Origin of the sequence: Pseudomonas sp. Marseille-Q5115, assembly GCF_916618905.1 — a bacterium.
Lineage (GTDB): Bacteria > Pseudomonadota > Gammaproteobacteria > Pseudomonadales > Pseudomonadaceae > Aquipseudomonas > Aquipseudomonas japonica_A.
Window position 1 is genome coordinate 4,723,249 of sequence record NZ_CAKAKI010000001.1, and the last position, 18,343, is coordinate 4,741,591.

Here is an 18,343-nt window from a genome sequence, read left to right on the forward strand (position 1 = left end):
GCCTATAACCGCTGCGCCCGCCGCGTATTGAACGAGGAATTGATGCTGTGAAACCCTGGATCGCTGTATTGCTGGCCGCTTGCATTCCCTTCGCCGTCCAGGCGAACGAAGGCGGTGAATCCAAAGAAGGGCCGCCAAAGGTGGTCTACTACTCGCTGAGCCCGCCCTTGGTCGGTAACTACGCCATGGACGGAGGCCCGCGCCTGCACGTGTACAAGGCCGATATCGCCCTGAAGGTCACAGGCGACGAGGCCGTGGCCGCGGTGAAACACCATGAGCCTTTGATTCGCAACCTACTGGTGCAGCTGTTCAATCAGCAGAGCCAGGATGCCATGAGCTCGGGCGAAGCCAAAGAGGCCCTGCGTCAGGAAGCGCTCAAGCAAACCCAGCAGGTAATCAATGCTGAAGAGGGCAAGCCGGTGGTAGAAGACTTGCTGTTCAACAACCTGATCGTGCAGTAAGCCGCCCGACCAGGTGAGTATGGGGTTATGCCAGGACACGAGGCATCATCCACATCCTTGAATTGATGTAGTGAGTCGAGATCGAGCAGTGGCATTGCGCTGACTTGAGGCGTGCACGCCACGCCACACCGACTACAGTTGATATACATTTCAATTCAAGGAGTTACCCATGGTTTGGCTGCAACCCCCTCGCTTGCTGGCTACCGGGCTGGCTTTGGCCGTTTCCATGGCTGTGCTGCCCGCGCATGCCGCGGTTGATGCCAACGTGCAGGGCAAGGCCGAGCAACTGAAGGAACCCGCCCTCAAGTTGCTGGAACAGCTGGTGAATATCGATTCGGGCTCGGGCTATGAGCCTGGCCTCACTCAAGTGCGTGCCCTCGTGTCGGACGAGCTGAAGGCCTTGGGCGCAAGTATCGAGACGGTCCCCAACACCGCGCCGGACAAAAGCCAGCATGTGGTCGCTACGCTCAAGGGCAGCGGCAAGGCGAAAATCCTGCTGTTGGCGCATATGGATACCGTATTCAAGGAAGGCTCTGCCGCCGCGCGGCCTTTTCATATCAAGGACGGCCGCGCCTATGGCCCGGGCGTAATGGACGACAAAGGCGGCATCGTGGTCGCGCTTCAGGCCCTGAAAATCCTGAAGGACATGAATTTCAAGGACTATGGCCAAATCACGCTGCTGCTCGATGCCAGCGAGGAGACCGGGTCGGAGGCGGCGAGCGCACTGATCCAGAAAGTCGCCAAGCAGCACGATGTCACCCTTAACCTTGAACCTGGCCGCCCAGCGGATGGCCTGGTGGTATGGCGCAAGGGCAGCGCAACCGCGGTGGTTGAAGTGACCGGCAAAGCCTCTCACGCCGGCGTCGCGCCTGAACTGGGGCGCAACGCCGCCATGGAAGCCGCGCATCAGATACTGCAGCTGGGCCAACTGGGCGACCCGGAGAAGAAAACCACGGTCAACTTCACCGTCATCAACGCAGGTGATCGAATCAACGTGATCCCAGACCACGCCGTGGCCAAGGCCGATGTACGCGCCGCGGTGCCAGAAGAGTTCGACCGCGTGGAAAAAGACCTTGCCCGGGTCGCCAGCACCCGGCTTATCGCCGACACACAGGTCACCACGCGCCTGGAGCGCGGGTTGCCACCCATGCCGCAAACGCCTGCCAGCGATAAGCTGGTGGCCATGGCGCAAGGTATCTACGGTGAGCTGGGGCGCACCCTCACGGTAGAAGGCACCGGTGGCGCAGCCGATGCCAGCCTCGCCGCGGCCGTGGGCGTACCTACCCTCGATGGCTTCGGCATTGTAGGGGGCAATATCCACACGCCCGAGGAATACGCGGAAGTGGAAAGCCTGGTGCCGCGGGTTTATCTGCTGACCCGGATGTTGATGGAGCTGTCGCGGTAGCGTTACGGGTGAAGGCGGTACGCCCCTGGCCTGTCACACCAGTCCCACCACTGCCGCCCATTGCGCCTCGGTCACGGGCATCACCGAAAGCCGGCTCCCTTTTTTCACCAAGGCCAGTTCCTCGAGCGCGGCTTGCTGCTTGAGTAGCCCCAGGCTGAGCACTTTGGGGAACACTCGCTCGCAACTGACGTCGACCGATAGCCAGGGATTTTTGTCTTCGGTTGCCTTGGGGTCGTGGTAGTGGCTTTCGCTGTTTAGGGCGGTGGGGTCGGGGTAGGGCGGTGTGTCGATGCGAGCGATGCCCGCGATACCAGGCTCAGGGCAGCTAGAGTGGTAGAAGAAGAACTGGTCCCCGGGCCGCATATCGCGAATGAAATTGCGGGCCTGATAGTTGCGCACGCCGTCCCAGCGCGTCGGGCCCAGGCGATCGAGGCCTTGGATGGAGAGCTCGTCAGGCTCGGATTTCATCAGCCAGTAGGCCATGGGAGGGGTCCTTTTTCAGGGAGCGATAGCAGGGAAATGTTACACGCTGGATTATCCCGACAGCCGGTTGAAATCAGCGTTTGCATGTCACCGGAAGCTGTCGGAGAATGCGCGCAAATTTTAACCCAGGGTCCCGCCAAGCGGGGCCTTGGGCCACTATCTCTCACGCGACAAAGCCTTCAGGAGGGCCAACGATGCGGCGTAAACCGGACTTGCTGTGGGTTCTCGTTTTTCTGTTTGGCATTGGTGTAGTGACCACCGGTTATGCCCAGAGCTTCTGGGAGCGCAAGGCAAGCGAGCCTGTCGAAGCAGCCTACGCCGTACCGCTGCGTTAAGCTCCCTCCTGCGTCATTCCTGGGCCTTTGCGGCAACATACCAGGCGCTATCCGTCACGGTTCCCTGCAAGGGCACGTCCCAACTGGCTTGTTGCAGCCGGTCCACTTTCTGGCATTCGTGCGCCAACCCCAGCAAGGTCGGCTTTCGCCAGGTAACCCTCCTTGCCCGGTACGCCAGGCTGCGGTCGTAGAAGCCGCCGCCCATCCCCAGCCGCCCGCCTTGTTCATCGAAGCCCACCAGCGGCAGCAGCACCAGGTCCAGCGCCCAGATCCGCCGCTGCCGCCGAGGGCAGCGCATGGGCTCGGCAATACCGAAACGGTTGGCCCGCAAGCGTTCTCCAGGCCGCACGCGCTGGAAAACCATATGCGTGCGCGGCCATGGGCTAAGCACCGGAAGGTACGTGTGTTTGCCTCGCCGCTGAGCGCTACGCAGCAAAGGGCGCGGGTCGATCTCGCCATCGTTGGGCAGGTACAAAGCAACGCTGCGTGCCCGCCGGAACAGTGGATGATGGCTGAGCTGGCGATACAGCCCACGCGCGGCGGCCCGGCGCTGAGCAGGCGCAAGCGCTTTGCGCGCGTCACGCAGGCGTTTGCGCAGCTGGTTGCGTGTAAGGGAGGAGGCTTCGATCATGCTGGCAGGCTCCGCGGATGGCAAGGGAGCCTGGGGTGCCCTGAAGGCAGGGCGAAAAAAGGCGCTCCCCGACGAACCGCTGTCGGTGTAGCCCTTGAACCCGAAAGTTCAAGGTGGAGATTGCAGGAGGCTTTCAGGCTTTCCGTCGAGCGGACATGCACACCAGCCCCAACGTGCAACTTCCGTGGTTGTGCGTATCGGCTCAGGGACATGACCGACTGGCGCGCACTCCAGGGAGCGGGCTCGAGTATACCCCAAACCATATGCCTGGATCAGCCCCTGGGCGCGACCTGACTAGTGGCAAGTGCCAGATCCACCCGTTCCAGCAGGTCGCGTACCTGTTCGCGGGTAGCACCGCTGGGCTGCGCTTCGCTGGTTTCCTTGCGATGCAGCAGGTCATGGGTGATGTTCAGCGCGGCCATTACTGCTATCCGGTCGGCACCGATCACTTTGCCGCCCGTGCGGATTTCGCGCATCTTGCCGTCCAGGTAGCGCGCCGCGCTGATCAGGTTGCCTCGCTCTTCGGGCGGGCACATGATCGAGTATTCCTTGTCCAGGATATGCACGGTAATGCTGTTGCTCGAATTCATGAGTCTTGCTCCAGGGCCTTGAGGCGCGAAATCATCGACTCGACCTTGCGGCGGGCGACTTCGTTTTTCTCGATCAAGTGGGCTCGCTCCTCGCGCCAGGTACGTTCATGGGCGTGAAGGAGGGCATTTTGCCGATTGAGGTGCTCGACGCGTTCGATCAAAAGTTCGATCTTGCCCATCAGCGCTTGCAGGTCGTTCTGTTCCATGGGTGGGCGGTTACGATGTCCTGGTAATGGGGCGGTGTGAACGAAAGCAGACCACAGCGCGGGCCGGCGGTTGCGTCGATGGTCTTGGCGTACCTGCCGGTGTAGGATACGAAGCCTTCATTCTAGACATTGCGCCGCCCGGCGCCTAGCTGCCCATGCCCAACACTAGTTCCCCGTACGCTGCCTTCGCCAAATTGCTCGCCGACAACGGGTACCCTGTCTCTCCCGCCGAATTGCAAGGCCTGCTGCTGGGGCGTAGCTGCGCCGGCGTAGGTTTTGAGGTCGACGCGTGGCTGGACGACGCCATCGAAGTACTCGGCGCGCCCGCTGACGGGACCGTTCGGCAGGCGCTGATCGGCCTGCAGGAAATGGTCAAGACCGAGCTCACCGGCGATGACGTCACCGTGGTGTTGCTGGTGCCTGGGGACGAACTGCCCCTGGCCGAGCGTGCCGCCGCCCTGGGCCAGTGGTGCCAAGGCTTTCTCACTGGCTTCGGCCTGGCCGGAGGTGGCAAGAAGCTAAGCGATGACGCACAAGAGGTGTTGCAGGACCTCGCCGCTATCGCCCAGGTGCAGGACGCGCTCGAGGAATCCGAAGACGGCGAAACCGACTATATGGAAGTAATGGAATACCTGCGTGTCGCGCCCTTGCTCCTTTACTCGGAGTTCGCGAAACCGGCCGCTCCAACGCCCAAGCCATCCCTGCACTGATCGCCGAGGAGCCTTGCCGCATGGTCCAGATTCCCAAGGCTGAATATGCCCGCCGGCGCAAGGCCCTGATGGCCGAGATGGTTCCGAACAGCATCGCTATCCTGCCTGCAGCGGCGGTGACCATCCGCAACCGCGACGTGGAGCATATCTACCGCCAGGACAGTGACTTCCAATACCTCAGTGGTTTTGGCGAGCCGGAGGCGGTCATCGCGCTTATCCCCGGAAGAGAGCACGGCGAGTACGTGCTCTTTTGCCGGGAGCGCGACCCACTGAAGGAGCTTTGGGACGGTTTGAGGGCGGGCCAGGAGGGGGCGATTCGCGATTATGGCGCGGACGACGCCTTCCCGATCAACGACATCGACGACATCCTTCCCGGCTTGATCGAAGGCCGCGACCGTGTGTACACCGCGATGGGCAGCCACCCGGAATTTGATCGCCATCTCATGGAATGGGTGAATCAGATCCGCTCCAAGGCCAACCTCGGCGCGCAGCCGCCCAAGGAATTCGTGGCGCTGGACCACCTGCTTCATGACATGCGCCTGTACAAGTCGGCAGCCGAGATAAAGGTGATGCGAGAAGCTGCGGCCATCTCCGCTCGCGCTCATGTGCGTGCGATGCAGGCCGCGCGCCCCGGGCTTCATGAGTACAGCCTCGAGGCCGAGCTGGACTACGAGTTTCGCCGGGGCGGCGCACGGATGCCGGCCTATGGCTCGATCGTCGCGGCCGGGCGTAACACCTGCATATTGCATTATCAGGACAACAACGCCCTGCTTCGCGATGGCGACCTGGTACTGATCGACGCCGGCTGCGAGATCGACTGCTACGCCAGCGACATTACGCGCACCTTCCCGGTCAGCGGCACCTTCTCGCCCGAGCAACGGGCGATCTATGAGATCGTGCTGCAGGCCCAGCAGGCGGCGTTCGCCGAGATCGCACCAGGCAAGCACTGGAACCGCGCGCACGAAGCCACGGTACGGGTGATTACCGAAGGCCTGGTACGGCTGGGCTTGCTGGTGGGCGATGTCGACGAGTTGATCGCGGCCGAAGCGCATCGAGGGTTCTATATGCACCGCGCCGGCCATTGGCTGGGGCTGGATGTACACGATGTGGGTGAGTACAAGGTGGGCGGGGAGTGGCGCGTGCTCGAGCCGGGCATGGCACTCACGGTCGAGCCTGGCATCTACATATCGCCGCACAATGACCAGGTCCCGAAAAAATGGCGGGGCATTGGTGTGCGCATCGAGGACGACGTGGTGGTAACGCGCACAGGCTGTGAAATTCTTACTAGCGGTGTACCCAAGGCCATCGACGAAGTTGAAGCACTGATGGCGGCCGCGCGGGCGGCGTGTTCATGACCCACGCTGACGTCGCGATCATTGGTGGCGGGCTGGTGGGTGCGAGCCTCGCGCTGGCTTTGCAGCCGCTCGCGCGGGAGCGGGGGTGGACGATCACACTCGTGGAGCCCTTTGCGCCCGGCAACGGCTATCAACCCAGCTATGACGCACGAAGCTCGGCCTTGTCGTACGGCACCCGGCTTATCTACGAACACTTGGGTGTCTGGGAGGCAATAGCCCGGCATGCCGAACCCATTCGCAACATCCATGTGTCAGACCGTGGGCGCTTCGGTGCAACTACGCTGGAGGCCGCCGAAGCGGGCGTCCCGGCCTTGGGCTACGTGGTAGAAAATGCCTGGCTTGGCCAGTGCCTGTGGGCCGCCCTGGACCCGGAGCGGGTCAGCTGGCGTTGCCCTGCCGAAGTAACCGGCTTGCGTGCCGAGCCCAACGGCTATCGCCTTACGCTGGCCGACGAAACCCAGCTCACCTGCTCCCTCGCCGTGCTTGCCGACGGCGGCCGTTCAGGCCTGCGTGATCAGTTGGGCGTGGAGGTGAAGGTGCGTGAGTATGACCAGACCGCGCTGATTGCCAACGTCAGCTTCAACCAGCCGCATAACGGCCAGGCGTTCGAACGCTTTACAGATGACGGCCCGCTGGCCTTGCTGCCGCTGCCGGATAACCGCTGCGCCCTGGTGTGGACCCGCAAGCCTGCCGATGCCAAGCGTTTGCAGGCCCTTCCGGACGCCGCCTTTCTTGCGCAGTTGCAACAAAGCTTCGGCTATCGCTTGGGTACGCTGACTCAGGTTGGCGCACGCAGCCTCTACCCCTTGGCGCTGGCCGAGGCCCGTGAGCAAGTGCGCCGTAACCTGGTTGTGTTGGGGAACGCAGCCCACAGCCTGCACCCGATCGCCGGCCAGGGGTTCAACCTTTCATTACGGGATGTGCAAGCGTTGGCCCAGGCGCTGGCGGGCAGCGATGCCCCGCCCGGCGAGTTGGCGGCCTTGCAGGGTTACCTTGCCGCCCAGCAGCGCGACCAGCAATGGACCATAGGCTTTTCCGACCAGGTTACCCGCCTGTTTTCCCAGCCAGGCCGCTGGGTAGCTCATGGCCGCAACCTGGGCTTGCTCGGGCTGGATCTGCTGCCGCCTGCGCGCCAGTGGTTCGCCCGGCAGGCGATGGGCATGGGTACGGGCGTAGGAAGCACCCGATGAATGCGACAGGTTCCGGCAAAGGCAGCAACCCTATGGAAACTACAGCAGATGTAGCCATCGTCGGCGCCGGGATGGTTGGCAGCACGCTGGCGCTCGCGCTGGCAGGCAGCGGCCTCAAGGTCATGATCATCGATGGCGGCAATCTTATGCCGCAGCCCTTCGACCCGGGCTCGCCCTTCGAGCCACGGGTGAGTGCGCTGTCGGCGGCCAGCCAGCGGATATTCGAGCGTCTGGGCGTATGGAGCGCCATGTGTGCCCGGCGGGTAAGTCCCTACACCGATATGGACGTGTGGGACGGCAGCGGCACGGGCGCGGTGCATTTCAGCGCCGCGAACGTGCACGCACAAGTGCTGGGCCATATCGTGGAGAACAACGTTGTACAGGATGCGCTGCTCGAAGCCTTGCAGCAGCGGGACGTCCAGTTGCTTGGCGGTGCCAGGGTCGAGCAGATGCGCCACTCCGGCGACGACCGCCTGCTCAGCCTGGCCGACGGCTCCCAAGTGCGCACCCCGCTGGTGATCGCCGCCGACGGCGCCAACTCCGCCATCCGCCGGCTGGCCGGCAGTGCCACGCGTGAGTGGGACTACCTTCACCACGCCATCGTGACCAGCGTGAGAACCGAGCTTGGCCATCGCGCAACCGCCTGGCAGCGTTTCGGTGACGACGGCCCGCTGGCTTTCCTGCCGTTGCAGGGCAACACCGGCGAGCATTGGTCTTCCATTGTGTGGTCGACCACACCCGAAGAAGCTCGGCGCTTGATGGCGCTCGACACTCAGGCGTTCTGCGCGGCGCTGGGTGGTCGGTTTGAGCACCGCCTGGGTCAAGTGCTGCATGCCGATTCGCGGTTGTGCATCCCGTTGCGTCAGCGGCACGCCCGGCGCTATGTAGAGCCCGGGCTGGCCCTGATCGGGGATGCCGCGCACACCATCCATCCCTTGGCGGGGCAGGGCGTGAACCTCGGGCTGCTGGATGCCGCCGTGCTCGCCGAAGAGCTGCTACGCGCGCGGCAGCGAGGCGAGCGCTTGGCCGACGAGCGTGTGCTCAGCCGTTACGAGCGTCGGCGAATGCCGCACAACCTGGCCCTGATGGCGGCAATGGAAGGCTTCGAACGGCTTTTCCAGGCCAACCCGCTACCCGTGCGCTGGTTGCGCAATACCGGGTTGTCGTTGGTGCAAGGCCTGCCCGACGCCAAGGCAGCTTTCGTGCGGCATGCGCTGGGGCTGGGCGGGGATCTGCCGGCATTGGCGAAGGTGGCGCAAGGGGCACTCTGACGTCAGGGGCAAAGCGGCCAGGTAAGCAGGCGGAATGCACGGTTGCGTTGCGCCAGGGTGCCAGGGGCAGATATGAAGGCTACAATGCCGCCCATTCGCAGCGCCGGGAAGGAGAACCCCATGGGATTGCGCACACCGCTGTACGACCAGCATCTGGCACTGGGTGCCAGGATGGTCGATTTTGGCGGTTGGGAAATGCCTCTGCACTATGGCTCCCAGGTCGAGGAGCACCATGAAGTGCGCCGGGCCTGCGGTGTATTCGACGTTTCCCACATGGCAGTGGTCGACGTCGTGGGCAGCGGCGCCCACAAGTGGCTGCGCCAACTTCTGGCCAACGATGTGGACCGGTTGCCTGGGCCTGGGCACGCCCTTTACAGCGCCATGCTCAATGCCAACGGCGGGATCATCGACGATCTGATCGTGTACCGGCGCGAAGAAGGCTACCGCCTGGTTGTCAACGCGGCGACCCGCAGCAAGGACCTGGCCTGGCTGCGTGCCCAGGCCGAAGGGCAGGACGTGGAAGTGATCGAGCGGGTGACCACCGCAATCCTTGCCGTGCAAGGCCCTACATCCCGAGAGCGGGTCGCGGAGCTGTTGGGCGGCACGCGTGCGGCCCTCATCCGCAAACTCCAGCCGTTCCAGGCTGGCGAAGATCACGGCTGGTTCATCGCTCGCACGGGTTATACCGGCGAGGACGGGCTGGAGATTCTCCTTCCCGCAGACGAGGTCTGCGCATTGTTCAACGACCTGGTAGGGGCCGGGATCACCCCAATCGGCCTTGGTGCCCGGGACACCTTGCGGCTTGAGGCAGGCCTGAACCTCTACGGGCAGGAGCTCGACGAAGCACATTCCCCTTGGGTATCCAACCTCGGCTGGACAGTCGCCCTGGAGCCCTCGAACCGTGCGTTCAACGGCCGCGCCGCGCTGGAAGCAGAACTCGCTGCCGGGCCAGGGTCACGGCTGGTAGGGCTGGTACTGGAAGAGCGTGGCGTGCTGCGTGCGCATCAAGTGGTGCGCCTCGACAAGGCCGAAGGCGAAATCACCAGCGGCAGTTTTTCGCCTACGCTTGGCAAGTCCATTGCGCTGGCCCGAGTGCCGCGGCAAACGCCAGAGCGCGCCGAAGTGGAAATCCGTGGCAAGTGGTACCCTGTGCGAGTGGTGAAACCCACCTTCGTGCGGCACGGCAAAATACTGATCTGACGCCAACCGTGGCAATCCCCGTCGACCTTTTGAGGACTACCCATGAGCAATATCCCAGCTGAACTCCGTTATGCCGAAAGCCACGAGTGGGCACGCCTTGAAGCCGATGGCAGCGTAACCGTCGGTATTTCCGACCATGCCCAGGAAGCCTTGGGGGATGTGGTGTTCATCGAACTGCCGGAGGTTGGAAAAACCGTTTCCAGCGGTGACCAGGTAGCCGTGGTGGAGTCGGTGAAAGCAGCCTCCGACATCTATGCCCCGGTGAGCGGTGAAGTGATCGCGGTCAATGAAGCACTGGCCGACGCCCCTGAAAGTGTCAACGGCGAACCTTACGGTGCGTGGTTCTTCAAGATCAAGCCAACCGATACCGCCGAGCTCGACAAGCTGCTGGATGCCGCAGGCTACAAAAGCGCTATCGGGGAATGATGGATAGCCCCGCGCTTACGGCCGCGGGGCTAACCTGGCTTATTGCTCGGCCAGGGCGTTCTTCGCCAGAATGGCGTTGGCAAGCTCCATGTCGGAAGCCTGCATACCAGGGTTGTCCGCTCTCAGCCGAGTGATGGCGGCTTCCAGGTAAGGCCCACGAATTTCGCCATTGCTGGCAACGAAGCTGCCGGCGTCATCTTGCGCGGCAACGACCATCTTGTGGTCCTTGAAGGTCAGGTAGGTGGAACCTGTGGTCGCGCCTGAAGACAGCACGTTGCGCCAGAACGAATCTGCCATGGCAGAAGAAAGGGGCAGTGAAGCCAGCGCCAGGGTTGCTACAGCGAGTTTGACGCGCATGACAGCGTACTCCAAGTGTGTTGTTATCCACCCTCTTTGAGCGCGGCGCGGGGGGTAGAGTTCCGCCCTGCGGTCCCAGGCATGGGGCCGCTTCATGCCATCGCAGGCGCTATGCGCAGCGCTTCCGCCAGGCTGGTGTGGCCTGCCGCCACCAGGCGCGCGGCGGCGGCGCGCAGGGGCTCCATGCCGGCGGCGCAGGCCAGGCGGCGAATCGCGGTCAGGTCCGGCTCCGCGACGATGCTTTCACCGATGGCTTCGTTCACGGCCAATAATTCGTACACGCCCGCGCGCCCCTTGTAGCCTGAACCCCCACATAAATCGCAGCCTCGTGCTTCGTGGATCTGGCTCGGCGGTCGCTCGGAGGACTCACCCGCCAGGCAAAGCCAATCGTGCGGGGTGATAGCCACCCGGGCTTTGCAGTGAGGGCACAGCATGCGCACAAGCCGCTGCGCGATCACGCCTGCCAACGTGGCCCTTACCAGATACGCGGGTACGCCCAGTTCCATCAAGCGGGTGAGCGCGCCAGGCGCGTCGTTGGTATGCAAGGTGGACAACACGAGGTGCCCGGTGAGCGCTGCCTGTACTGCCATATGGGCGGTTTCGCTGTCGCGGATTTCGCCAACCATGATGATATCCGGGTCCTGGCGCAGCAGCGCGCGTACCCCTTCGGCAAACCCCAGCTCAATGCAGGGGCGGACCTGCATCTGATTGAACGCCGGGTGAACCATTTCGATCGGGTCCTCGATGGTGCATAGGTTTACGTCCCGTGTAGCCAGGCGGTGGAGGCTGGCATACAGCGTGGTGGTCTTGCCAGAGCCGGTCGGGCCAGTGACCAGGAGGATACCGTGAGGTTTGGCCAATAGCGTTTCCCAGCGCTGCTGGTCCTCCTGACGAAGGCCCAGCGCCCCAAGGCCTTTGTTGAGCACAGCCGGGTCGAAGATCCGCATCACCATCTTTTCGCCGAAGGCGGTCGGCAGTGTCGCGAGGCGGAGCTCGATCGTTGCGCCGCTGGGGGCCTGGGTTTTCACCCGGCCATCCTGGGGGCGACGTTTCTCGGCCACGTTCATGCGGCCAAGGGATTTGAGCCGGCTGATAACGGCCAGCCCGACGGGGAGAGGTAGCTGGTAGGCGTCGCGCAGCATTCCGTCGATACGTAAGCGGATGTCTGCGTGTTCGCGCCTGGGTTCGAGATGGATATCGCTGGCGCCTTGTTCGAAGGCGTACTTGAACAGCCAGTCGACGATGTCGATTACAGGCGCTTCATAACCAGCGGTGGCTTCTTCTACGCCCTGAAGGGATACCAGTTGCTCGAAGGATTCGGTATAGCTTTTAGGCGTGGCACCGCTGGCGCCGCGCACCGATTGCGCCAGCCTGAAAGAGTCCGCGATCAGCCCCCGCAACTCCACTGGGTTGGCAACCACGCGCAGGATGGTCTTGCGGCAGGTTTGAGCCAGGTCTGCTTCCCAACCTCGAATTCCGGGTTGGGCGCTGGCAATGGTCAGGGTGTTGTCGGTCGAAGCGACGGCGAGAATCTGGTGGTGCCGGGCAAACGCAGCCGACATTGTGGTGGTCACCAGCCGTCGGTCCAGCTTGAGGGGGTCCAGCCGCAGAAAGGGCTGCCCGACCTGGCTCGCCAGCCATATGCAAAGCGCATCCAGGGTCAGCGGTTGCCCGGGTGCTGCCATGTCGTTCAGTTGCAAGCTGGCAAGGTATTCCAGGGGGTGCGAGTCCGGGTGTTCCCTGCGACCATTTAGCGCCAGTTCCGCTGCTTCGCGGGTGAGCCGTTGCTGGCGCATCAGCGAGTGAAGCAGTTCGCCCAGATCGAGCGGTGCGTCTTCATTGGGCCTGACAGTGTCCATGTGAAGGTTTCCTGAGGGGGCATCCTTGCCCGGCCAGGAAATCCTACCTTGCCTCGCTAACGCGAGGCGGAACGCAACTGTCAGTGCATATGTGCGCGGCGGTGAATGCTTAGCGCGACAGGGCCTTCCATGCGCGCGTACGGCCTACGATGGCCGCCTGGTCCGCGCGTGGCTGCAGCACTTCGTCAGTCACAGGAAGGCTGGCGAGGGCGTGCAGCTTGTTCAGCTCGCCGTACAAGCGGTCGGTTTCCTCCACGTCCAGCACGTCGCGGGCGTGGTGCAGCCACACCTGCACGCGCTCCAGGCGCGGCAACTGCTCGGCCAGGTCCTCGGGCTGGCGCTCGTAGCGCTCCAGCTTCAGCGCGAGCATTTCTTCCTTGAGGAAATGCCCCAGCCAGTTGGCCAGCGGCGCTTGCCCCTGGCGGTTGCCTCGGTTGGCACGGTCCACCGTCCAGGTACGCTCCAGCAGCCAGCGCGACAGGCTGAGGGAGAAATGCCCCCAACGTGGGTCGGTCAGCTCCTCGATGAACTGCTCCTGTGCCGCGGCGCGTACGTCTTCGTCTTCCTGGCCCGCTTCGACCAATGGCCGCCAGTCTTCGAGCAAAGCGTCCAGGCCTGCGCGCAAATCGTGGGTAGTCGGCCGTGGCGCAGCTTGCCCCAGGCTACCGAGCAAGGCGCGCAGCTCCACCAGTTGGTGAACCCAGTCTTGCAGCAGGCGCCACTGCCCGGTGTGGCGATATTGCTCGGCCAACCGCTGGCTGCTGCCGAGCAAATGCCAGGCGATAGCGCTGAAGGCGTCGTCCAGTGCTTGCTCGGCCTCCACTACGGGGGCCGGTACCGAAACGGTATAGCTGGCAGGGTCGAGCAGGCGGTAGCCGCGTTCGGCCTTGCTGATGTCGCAGGGCATCAGGGGCAAGGTGGCGGCCAGCTCGCAGGCAAGTTCCAGCAGGCCAGCCGGGTCGCCTTCGCGAAGCTCCAGCTCCAGCTCGCAGATTTCCTCGGATTGCTTGCCCGACACCACCTTGCCCAGGTCCAGCGCAGCTTCCAGCACTACCTTGGCCTTGCCGCGGCCCCAGGCGATTTCGGCTTTTTCGCGCACGAAGTCGGTGGTGAACAGCGGCTTGATGGTTTTCTTGTCCAGCTCGGCAAGGGCCGCTGGCCAGCAGCTGTCATCCAGCTTTTTCAAATCCAGCTTGGCTTTTTCCAGCGGCCAGTCGAATTCGTTACGCTCGGACAGGCCGGCAACGCTCTGGCCGCGTGTCTTGAGCGTTTGAATGATGGCGTCACCATCCTTGCGCAGGCGCAGGGCCACGCGGGCCTGGGCAAGGTCGCGCTCTGGCGTGTCGAAGTACTGGTTGAAGAGTTCGTGACGGGACCAGCCGCTTTTGTTACGTTTTTTCAGCAGCGGGTGTTCACGCAGGGCAGCCAGGGTTTCCCGGGTGATGCGCAGTTTGATTTCGGTTTCTTTGTGCATGGCGGGTATATCCGAACGCAGACAAGGCGTAGCGTAGACGCGAAGAGCCGCGCAGTGTACAGCAGTCATGCCAGCGGCGCCCCCGGCTCTGACCGCGAGCCTGTCCGCCGACCCAGCCTCAGGGAGTTCTCATGCCGTTACCCACACTCAAGGAGCGTTTTGCCGCACTGGTGGCAACGCCCTCGGTCAGCTGTACTCAAGCCAGCCTGGACCAAAGCAACGGCCCGGTTATTCAGCTATTGGCCGGTTGGCTGTCGGAGCTGGGTTTTGCCTGTGATGTTCGGGAGGTGTCGCCTGGCAAGTTTAACCTGCTGGCGTCGTACGGTTCCGGGCCGGGCGGGCTGGTGCTGGCCGGGCACAGCGATACCGTTCCGTTCGACGAGCGCCTGTGGAAAACCGACCCGCTCAAGCTTACCGAGGTCGATGGCCGCTGGGTGGGGCTGGGCAGTTGTGACATGAAAGGGTTCTTCGCGCTGGTCATCGAGGCCGTGCGCCCGTTGCTGGCGCAGCCTTTCCGACAGCCGTTGATGATTCTGGCGACGTGCGACGAAGAGAGCTCGATGGCAGGCGCCAAGGCGTTGGCCCGTGAAGGCGCGCCGCTGGGGCGAGCCGCTGTAATCGGTGAGCCCACCGGCCTGCGCCCGATCCGTTTGCACAAAGGGGTGATGATGGAGCGCATCGACATCCTGGGCCGTAGCGGCCACTCCTCCGACCCCTCGCTGGGGCACAGCGCGCTGGAGGCCATGCACGCGTCAATCGGCGAGCTGATGGGCCTGCGCCGCGAATGGCAGGAGCGCTACCAGAACCCTCAGTTCGGCGTTCCGCAACCCACGTTGAATTTTGGCTGCATCCATGGCGGAGACAACCCTAACCGTATCTGCGGGCAATGCTCGCTGGAGTTCGATCTACGGCCACTGCCAGGCATGGACCCAGCGGCCCTGCGCGAAGCGATCAGCCTCAAACTGCGGCCCGTCGCGGAGCGGCATCAGGTAGAGATCGACTATCGTCCTCTGTTTTCAGAGGTTCCGCCCTTTGAGGAGCCTGCGGACAGCGAGCTGGTGAAAGTGGCGGAAAAACTCACCGGCCACAGGGCAGAAGCGGTGGCATTCGGAACAGAGGCGCCGTATCTTCAGCAGCTGGGTTGCCAGACCATCGTGCTTGGCCCCGGTGATATCGCCTGCGCGCATCAGCCAGGCGAATTCCTCGAAATGTCACGATTGGACCCTACGCTGCGTCTGTTACAGGACCTCGTTGAACATTATTGCCTGCGGCCCGCCCTGAGCTGAGGCGCTCCGCCCGCCGGGCCAACTTACTGTAGAAGGAGAAGTGCGCGTGTTGCCAGGCCTGTCGCGACGATAACCGTCCCCGTTTCGCGCCCCCACTTCGTCTTACCTCAGTACAGTACAGGCTGTTCCATGCCCGAATACGTCAATTGGCTTCGCCACGCCTCGCCCTATATCAACGCCCATCGGGATTGCACCTTTGTTGTCATGCTGCCAGGCGATGGTCTGGAGCACCCCAACTTCGGCAATATCGTGCATGACCTTGTGTTGCTGCACAGCCTGGGGGTACGCCTGGTGCTGGTGCATGGCTCGCGCCCCCAGATCGAAAGCCGCCTCGCTGCCCGCGGCCTTGCTCCACACTATCACCGTGGCTTACGGATTACCGACGGGCCAACGCTGGAATGTGTGATCGACGCGGTTGGCCATCTGCGGGTGGCCATCGAGGCGAGGCTTTCCATGGACATGGCCTCTTCCCCCATGCAGGGCGCGCGCTTGCGCATTGCCAGCGGAAACCTGGTCACTGCCCGCCCCATTGGTGTGGTGGAAGGGGTGGACTATCACCACACCGGCGAAGTACGGCGCATTGACCGCAAGGGCATCAATCGGCTGCTGGATGAGAGAACCATCGTCCTGTTATCCCCGCTGGGTTATTCACCTACCGGCGAAATCTTCAACATCGCCTGCGAGGACGTGGCCACTCGCGCGGCGATCGACCTCGAGGCCGACAAGCTGCTGTTATTCGGCGCGGAGCCCGGCTTGATGGACGCGCGCGGCCAGTTGGTTCGTGAACTTCGCCCGCAGCAGGTACCGGCGCATCTGGAACGGTTGGGCAGTGATTACCAGGGCGAGCTGCTGGATGCCGCCGCCCAGGCCTGCCGCGGTGGGGTTGCCCGTAGCCATATCGTGAGCTATGCCGAGAACGGCGCGCTGCTCACGGAGCTCTTCACCCGCAATGGTGGCGGTACGCTGGTCGCTCAAGAGCAGTTCGAGCAGGTGCGCGAAGCCACGATCAGTGATGTGGGCGGCTTGATCGAGCTGATCCGCCCCCTCGAAGAGCAAGGCATTCTGGTGCGCCGCTCTCGGGAGGTGCTGGAACGGGAAATCGAGCAGTTTAGTGTGGTCGAGCGCGAGGGCATGATCATCGCCTGCGCTGCCCTTTACCCTATTGCCGATTCCGATACCGGCGAGCTCGCATGCCTGGCGGTAAACCCGGAATACCGTCACGGTGGCCGGGGCGATGAACTGCTGGAGCGGATCGAAGCCAGGGCTCGCCAGCAGGGGCTCAAAACCCTGTTCGTGCTCACTACCCGTACCGCCCACTGGTTCCGCGAGCGCGGCTTCAGCCCCAGCGGGGTAGAGCGCCTGCCCTCGGCCAGGGCATCGCTGTACAACTACCAGCGCAACTCGAAGATATTCGAGAAAACCCTGTAGGAGAGCGTCTTCCAGGCGCGCAGGTAGCGAGCACTATTACTGGCTGATCCCCAGAATGCTCGCTTGATAAGCCGCAACGAAGAGGTCGAATTCGCCCACTTCGTTGCGCTCCAGATCGCTCTGTGCCGCCAACGACGTGACCGCTTGCTTTTCGAAACTGTCTCGCTTCTCGGGTACCAGTGCGGTGCTGCGGAAATAGTCGGCATGGGCCTGGGTCTGGCGCATGGAAAACTGGCTGAAGCTTTCCTTGTGGGCCGTCATGCTCGCGAGCACCTGAGCGGAAGGCGTGAGCGCAGGATCTGCGACCTTGTCGCGCTGGGCGGCAAGTGCCTGGCGGTGCTCATCCATCCCGTGGCTTTGATCGAGCAGTTCGGCCAACGGCGCGATGCTGTCCAGTAGCTGGGCGGCCCACTCGCGCAGCGTAATGGCCTGGCCGTCACGTTGCAGTTCAAGGCCCGGGCGCCGGCCTTCTTTCACTACCTTCATGAAGTTGTCGGTGCAGGCACCGCACTCGGGGCCTTGCAGCAACGGGCTGTCTTCCATCGCGCAGTACAGCAGGAAGGCATCGAGGAAGCGCGAGAGCGGCAGGTCGACCCCGGTGGGCTGGAATGGGTTGATGTCCAGGCAGCGTACTTCCACATATTGCACGCCGCGGGCCATCAGCGCCTGGATTGGCCGCTCGCCCGTGTACGTGACCCGCTTGGGGCGGATGCTCGAGTAATACTCGTTTTCGATCTGCAGCACGTTGGTATTGAGCTGCACCCATTCGCCATTCTTGTGGGTACCTATTTCCACATACGGCGCATACGGCGTGGCAACGGCCTGGCGCAGGCTTTCGGTGTAGCTGTGCAGGTCGTTGTAGCAAGGGGTGAGGCTGGCCTGGGCGTTGTTCTGGTAACCCAGGTCGCTCATCCGCAAGCTCGTCGCGTAGGGCAGGTAAAGGGTAGTTGCGTCGAACTGTTCCAGGCGATGCGGGCGGCCCCTCAGGAAACCGGCATCGAGCGCGGGCGATGCGCCGAAGAGGTACATCAACAGCCAGCTGTAACGGCGGAAATTGCGGATCAATCCGATATACGCTGCGGACTGGTAGTCACGCTCATCCATGTTGCCGGCTTCGGCGTCGCGCAGCAGGGGCCAAAGCGCCTCCGGCATCGAGAAGTTGTAATGGATGCCCGCGATGCACTGCATGGTGCGCCCGTAGCGAACGGCCAGCCCTTTTCGGTAAACGTGCTTGAGCTGGCCGATGTTGGACGTGCCATACCAAGCCAGGGGGATGTCCTCCTCCGCTGGCAGCGCACATGGCATGGAAGGCGCCCATAACAGCTCGTCGCCCAGTGCCGTGTAGGCGAAGCGGTGGATGTCGTCCAGGCTTTTGAGCGTTTCTGCCGGATCGGGCAGGGCAGGGGTGATGAATTCGAGCAGCGCTTCGGAGTAGTCCGTGGTGATCTGCTCGTGGGTGAGCGCCGACCCCAGCGCCTCCGGATGAGGTGTTTGCGCCAGCCGGCCGTCCTGGGTCACGCGCAGGCATTCGCGCTCTATACCGTGCAGGCACTGCTTGAGCAGAGGCAGGTTGGCAGGCTCGCCGAGCAAATGCAGGCGGCGGTTCAGAAGTTCGCTCAAGTTGATGTCCTTACGCGTCGATCGCCCCGATATGGGGATGGCCATGACGTTCTGCA

At 63.2% G+C, this 18,343-nt stretch carries 19 protein-coding genes and 1 other RNA gene; 11 read left to right on the forward strand and 9 right to left on the reverse strand.

Annotated elements, in window-relative coordinates; translation table 11 throughout:
- Positions 1-47: 47 nt before the first annotated feature.
- On the forward strand, positions 48-461 hold the full coding sequence (locus LG385_RS21575) for a flagellar basal body-associated protein FliL (RefSeq protein ID WP_225775837.1): 414 nt from the start codon (positions 48-50) through the stop codon (positions 459-461).
- Positions 462-630: 169 nt separating this feature from the next.
- Positions 631-1,866: a M20/M25/M40 family metallo-hydrolase gene (locus LG385_RS21580; RefSeq protein ID WP_225775838.1), complete on the forward strand. Its 1,236-nt coding sequence runs from the start codon at positions 631-633 to the stop codon at positions 1,864-1,866.
- A gap of 33 nt (positions 1,867-1,899) precedes the next feature.
- Here the strand turns inward: LG385_RS21580 and LG385_RS21585 are convergent, their stop codons facing one another.
- Entirely contained in the window at positions 1,900-2,349 is a 450-nt protein-coding gene (locus tag LG385_RS21585; RefSeq protein ID WP_225775839.1) for an EVE domain-containing protein, read from the reverse strand.
- Positions 2,350-2,543: 194 nt separating this feature from the next.
- Here LG385_RS21585 and LG385_RS21590 point away from each other — a divergent pair, with 194 nt between their 5' ends.
- Positions 2,544-2,684 carry a hypothetical protein gene (locus LG385_RS21590; protein ID WP_181111021.1) on the forward strand — a complete coding sequence of 47 codons (141 nt, stop codon included), beginning with the start codon at positions 2,544-2,546 and terminating at the stop codon, positions 2,682-2,684.
- A gap of 13 nt (positions 2,685-2,697) precedes the next feature.
- On the opposite strand, the gene LG385_RS21595 is transcribed toward LG385_RS21590, so the two are convergent.
- The 4 genes from LG385_RS21595 to LG385_RS21610 form a co-directional block, all read right to left on the reverse strand.
- Complete coding sequence (locus LG385_RS21595; RefSeq protein WP_225775840.1) at positions 2,698-3,315, reverse strand: 5-formyltetrahydrofolate cyclo-ligase; 618 nt, start codon at positions 3,313-3,315, stop codon at positions 2,698-2,700.
- Between the two features lie 61 nt (positions 3,316-3,376).
- A non-coding RNA gene (gene ssrS / locus LG385_RS21600) (6S RNA) lies at positions 3,377-3,555 on the reverse strand.
- 32 nt (positions 3,556-3,587) lie between these two features.
- On the reverse strand, positions 3,588-3,905 hold the full coding sequence (locus LG385_RS21605; RefSeq protein WP_225775841.1) for a cell division protein ZapA: 318 nt from the start codon (positions 3,903-3,905) through the stop codon (positions 3,588-3,590).
- Positions 3,902-4,111 carry a TIGR02449 family protein gene (locus LG385_RS21610; RefSeq protein ID WP_181111018.1) on the reverse strand — a complete coding sequence of 70 codons (210 nt, stop codon included), beginning with the start codon at positions 4,109-4,111 and terminating at the stop codon, positions 3,902-3,904. Before LG385_RS21610 ends, LG385_RS21605 begins: the two co-directional genes overlap by 4 nt.
- A gap of 155 nt (positions 4,112-4,266) precedes the next feature.
- On the opposite strand from LG385_RS21610, the gene LG385_RS21615 reads away from it, so the two are divergent.
- From LG385_RS21615 to gcvH, 6 genes are all read left to right on the forward strand, one after another.
- On the forward strand, positions 4,267-4,821 hold the full coding sequence (locus LG385_RS21615; protein WP_225775842.1) for a YecA family protein: 555 nt from the start codon (positions 4,267-4,269) through the stop codon (positions 4,819-4,821).
- Positions 4,822-4,841: 20 nt separating this feature from the next.
- Positions 4,842-6,176: a Xaa-Pro aminopeptidase gene (gene pepP, locus LG385_RS21620; protein WP_225775843.1), complete on the forward strand. Its 1,335-nt coding sequence runs from the start codon at positions 4,842-4,844 to the stop codon at positions 6,174-6,176.
- A complete protein-coding gene (gene ubiH / locus LG385_RS21625) occupies positions 6,173-7,366 on the forward strand; it encodes a 2-octaprenyl-6-methoxyphenyl hydroxylase (protein ID WP_225775844.1) in 1,194 nt (397 codons plus the stop codon). The genes pepP and ubiH overlap by 4 nt, the downstream gene beginning before the upstream one ends.
- A gap of 32 nt (positions 7,367-7,398) precedes the next feature.
- Positions 7,399-8,637 (forward strand): 2-octaprenyl-3-methyl-6-methoxy-1,4-benzoquinol hydroxylase, encoded by a 1,239-nt coding sequence (locus LG385_RS21630; RefSeq protein ID WP_225775845.1) that lies wholly within the window; start codon positions 7,399-7,401, stop codon positions 8,635-8,637.
- 120 nt (positions 8,638-8,757) lie between these two features.
- Positions 8,758-9,837, forward strand: a complete 1,080-nt coding sequence (gene gcvT / locus LG385_RS21635) for a glycine cleavage system aminomethyltransferase GcvT (protein WP_225775846.1) — start codon at positions 8,758-8,760, stop codon at positions 9,835-9,837.
- A gap of 42 nt (positions 9,838-9,879) precedes the next feature.
- Positions 9,880-10,263 (forward strand): glycine cleavage system protein GcvH, encoded by a 384-nt coding sequence (gene gcvH, locus LG385_RS21640; RefSeq protein ID WP_225775847.1) that lies wholly within the window; start codon positions 9,880-9,882, stop codon positions 10,261-10,263.
- A 39-nt stretch (positions 10,264-10,302) separates the two neighbouring features.
- Here gcvH and LG385_RS21645 read toward each other — a convergent pair whose 3' ends face one another.
- The 3 genes from LG385_RS21645 to LG385_RS21655 all read right to left on the reverse strand — a co-directional run bounded on the left by LG385_RS21645 (position 10,303) and on the right by LG385_RS21655 (position 13,953).
- Positions 10,303-10,620, reverse strand: a complete 318-nt coding sequence (locus LG385_RS21645; RefSeq protein WP_181111011.1) for a DUF2388 domain-containing protein — start codon at positions 10,618-10,620, stop codon at positions 10,303-10,305.
- Between the two features lie 92 nt (positions 10,621-10,712).
- Positions 10,713-12,479, reverse strand: coding sequence for a GspE/PulE family protein (locus LG385_RS21650; RefSeq protein WP_225775848.1), 1,767 nt, complete (start codon positions 12,477-12,479; stop codon positions 10,713-10,715).
- A 109-nt stretch (positions 12,480-12,588) separates the two neighbouring features.
- Positions 12,589-13,953 (reverse strand): inorganic triphosphatase, encoded by a 1,365-nt coding sequence (locus LG385_RS21655; RefSeq protein ID WP_225775849.1) that lies wholly within the window; start codon positions 13,951-13,953, stop codon positions 12,589-12,591.
- 131 nt (positions 13,954-14,084) lie between these two features.
- On the opposite strand from LG385_RS21655, the gene argE reads away from it, so the two are divergent.
- Both argE and argA read left to right on the forward strand, forming a co-directional pair.
- Complete coding sequence (argE, locus tag LG385_RS21660; protein WP_225775850.1) at positions 14,085-15,239, forward strand: acetylornithine deacetylase; 1,155 nt, start codon at positions 14,085-14,087, stop codon at positions 15,237-15,239.
- A gap of 129 nt (positions 15,240-15,368) precedes the next feature.
- Positions 15,369-16,667: an amino-acid N-acetyltransferase gene (gene argA, locus LG385_RS21665; RefSeq protein WP_225775851.1), complete on the forward strand. Its 1,299-nt coding sequence runs from the start codon at positions 15,369-15,371 to the stop codon at positions 16,665-16,667.
- Between the two features lie 36 nt (positions 16,668-16,703).
- On the opposite strand, the gene gshA is transcribed toward argA, so the two are convergent.
- Positions 16,704-18,287 carry a glutamate--cysteine ligase gene (gene gshA / locus LG385_RS21670; protein ID WP_225775852.1) on the reverse strand — a complete coding sequence of 528 codons (1,584 nt, stop codon included), beginning with the start codon at positions 18,285-18,287 and terminating at the stop codon, positions 16,704-16,706.
- Positions 18,288-18,343: the final 56 nt, after the last annotated feature.

Bases quoted from the DNA above. Each gene is read 5' to 3' on its own strand.
- LG385_RS21580 (WP_225775838.1), top strand. From the start codon at position 631: ATGGTTTGGCTGCAACCCCCTCGCTTGCTGGCTACCGGGCTGGCTTTG.
- LG385_RS21585 (WP_225775839.1), bottom strand. From the start codon at position 2,349: ATGGCCTACTGGCTGATGAAATCCGAGCCTGACGAGCTCTCCATCCAA.
- LG385_RS21590 (WP_181111021.1), top strand. From the start codon at position 2,544: ATGCGGCGTAAACCGGACTTGCTGTGGGTTCTCGTTTTTCTGTTTGGC.
- LG385_RS21595 (WP_225775840.1), bottom strand. From the start codon at position 3,315: ATGATCGAAGCCTCCTCCCTTACACGCAACCAGCTGCGCAAACGCCTG.
- LG385_RS21605 (WP_225775841.1), bottom strand. From the start codon at position 3,905: ATGAATTCGAGCAACAGCATTACCGTGCATATCCTGGACAAGGAATAC.
- LG385_RS21610 (WP_181111018.1), bottom strand. From the start codon at position 4,111: ATGGAACAGAACGACCTGCAAGCGCTGATGGGCAAGATCGAACTTTTG.
- LG385_RS21615 (WP_225775842.1), top strand. From the start codon at position 4,267: ATGCCCAACACTAGTTCCCCGTACGCTGCCTTCGCCAAATTGCTCGCC.
- pepP (WP_225775843.1), top strand. From the start codon at position 4,842: ATGGTCCAGATTCCCAAGGCTGAATATGCCCGCCGGCGCAAGGCCCTG.
- ubiH (WP_225775844.1), top strand. From the start codon at position 6,173: ATGACCCACGCTGACGTCGCGATCATTGGTGGCGGGCTGGTGGGTGCG.
- LG385_RS21630 (WP_225775845.1), top strand. From the start codon at position 7,399: ATGGAAACTACAGCAGATGTAGCCATCGTCGGCGCCGGGATGGTTGGC.
- gcvT (WP_225775846.1), top strand. From the start codon at position 8,758: ATGGGATTGCGCACACCGCTGTACGACCAGCATCTGGCACTGGGTGCC.
- gcvH (WP_225775847.1), top strand. From the start codon at position 9,880: ATGAGCAATATCCCAGCTGAACTCCGTTATGCCGAAAGCCACGAGTGG.
- LG385_RS21645 (WP_181111011.1), bottom strand. From the start codon at position 10,620: ATGCGCGTCAAACTCGCTGTAGCAACCCTGGCGCTGGCTTCACTGCCC.
- LG385_RS21650 (WP_225775848.1), bottom strand. From the start codon at position 12,479: ATGGACACTGTCAGGCCCAATGAAGACGCACCGCTCGATCTGGGCGAA.
- LG385_RS21655 (WP_225775849.1), bottom strand. From the start codon at position 13,953: ATGCACAAAGAAACCGAAATCAAACTGCGCATCACCCGGGAAACCCTG.
- argE (WP_225775850.1), top strand. From the start codon at position 14,085: ATGCCGTTACCCACACTCAAGGAGCGTTTTGCCGCACTGGTGGCAACG.
- argA (WP_225775851.1), top strand. From the start codon at position 15,369: ATGCCCGAATACGTCAATTGGCTTCGCCACGCCTCGCCCTATATCAAC.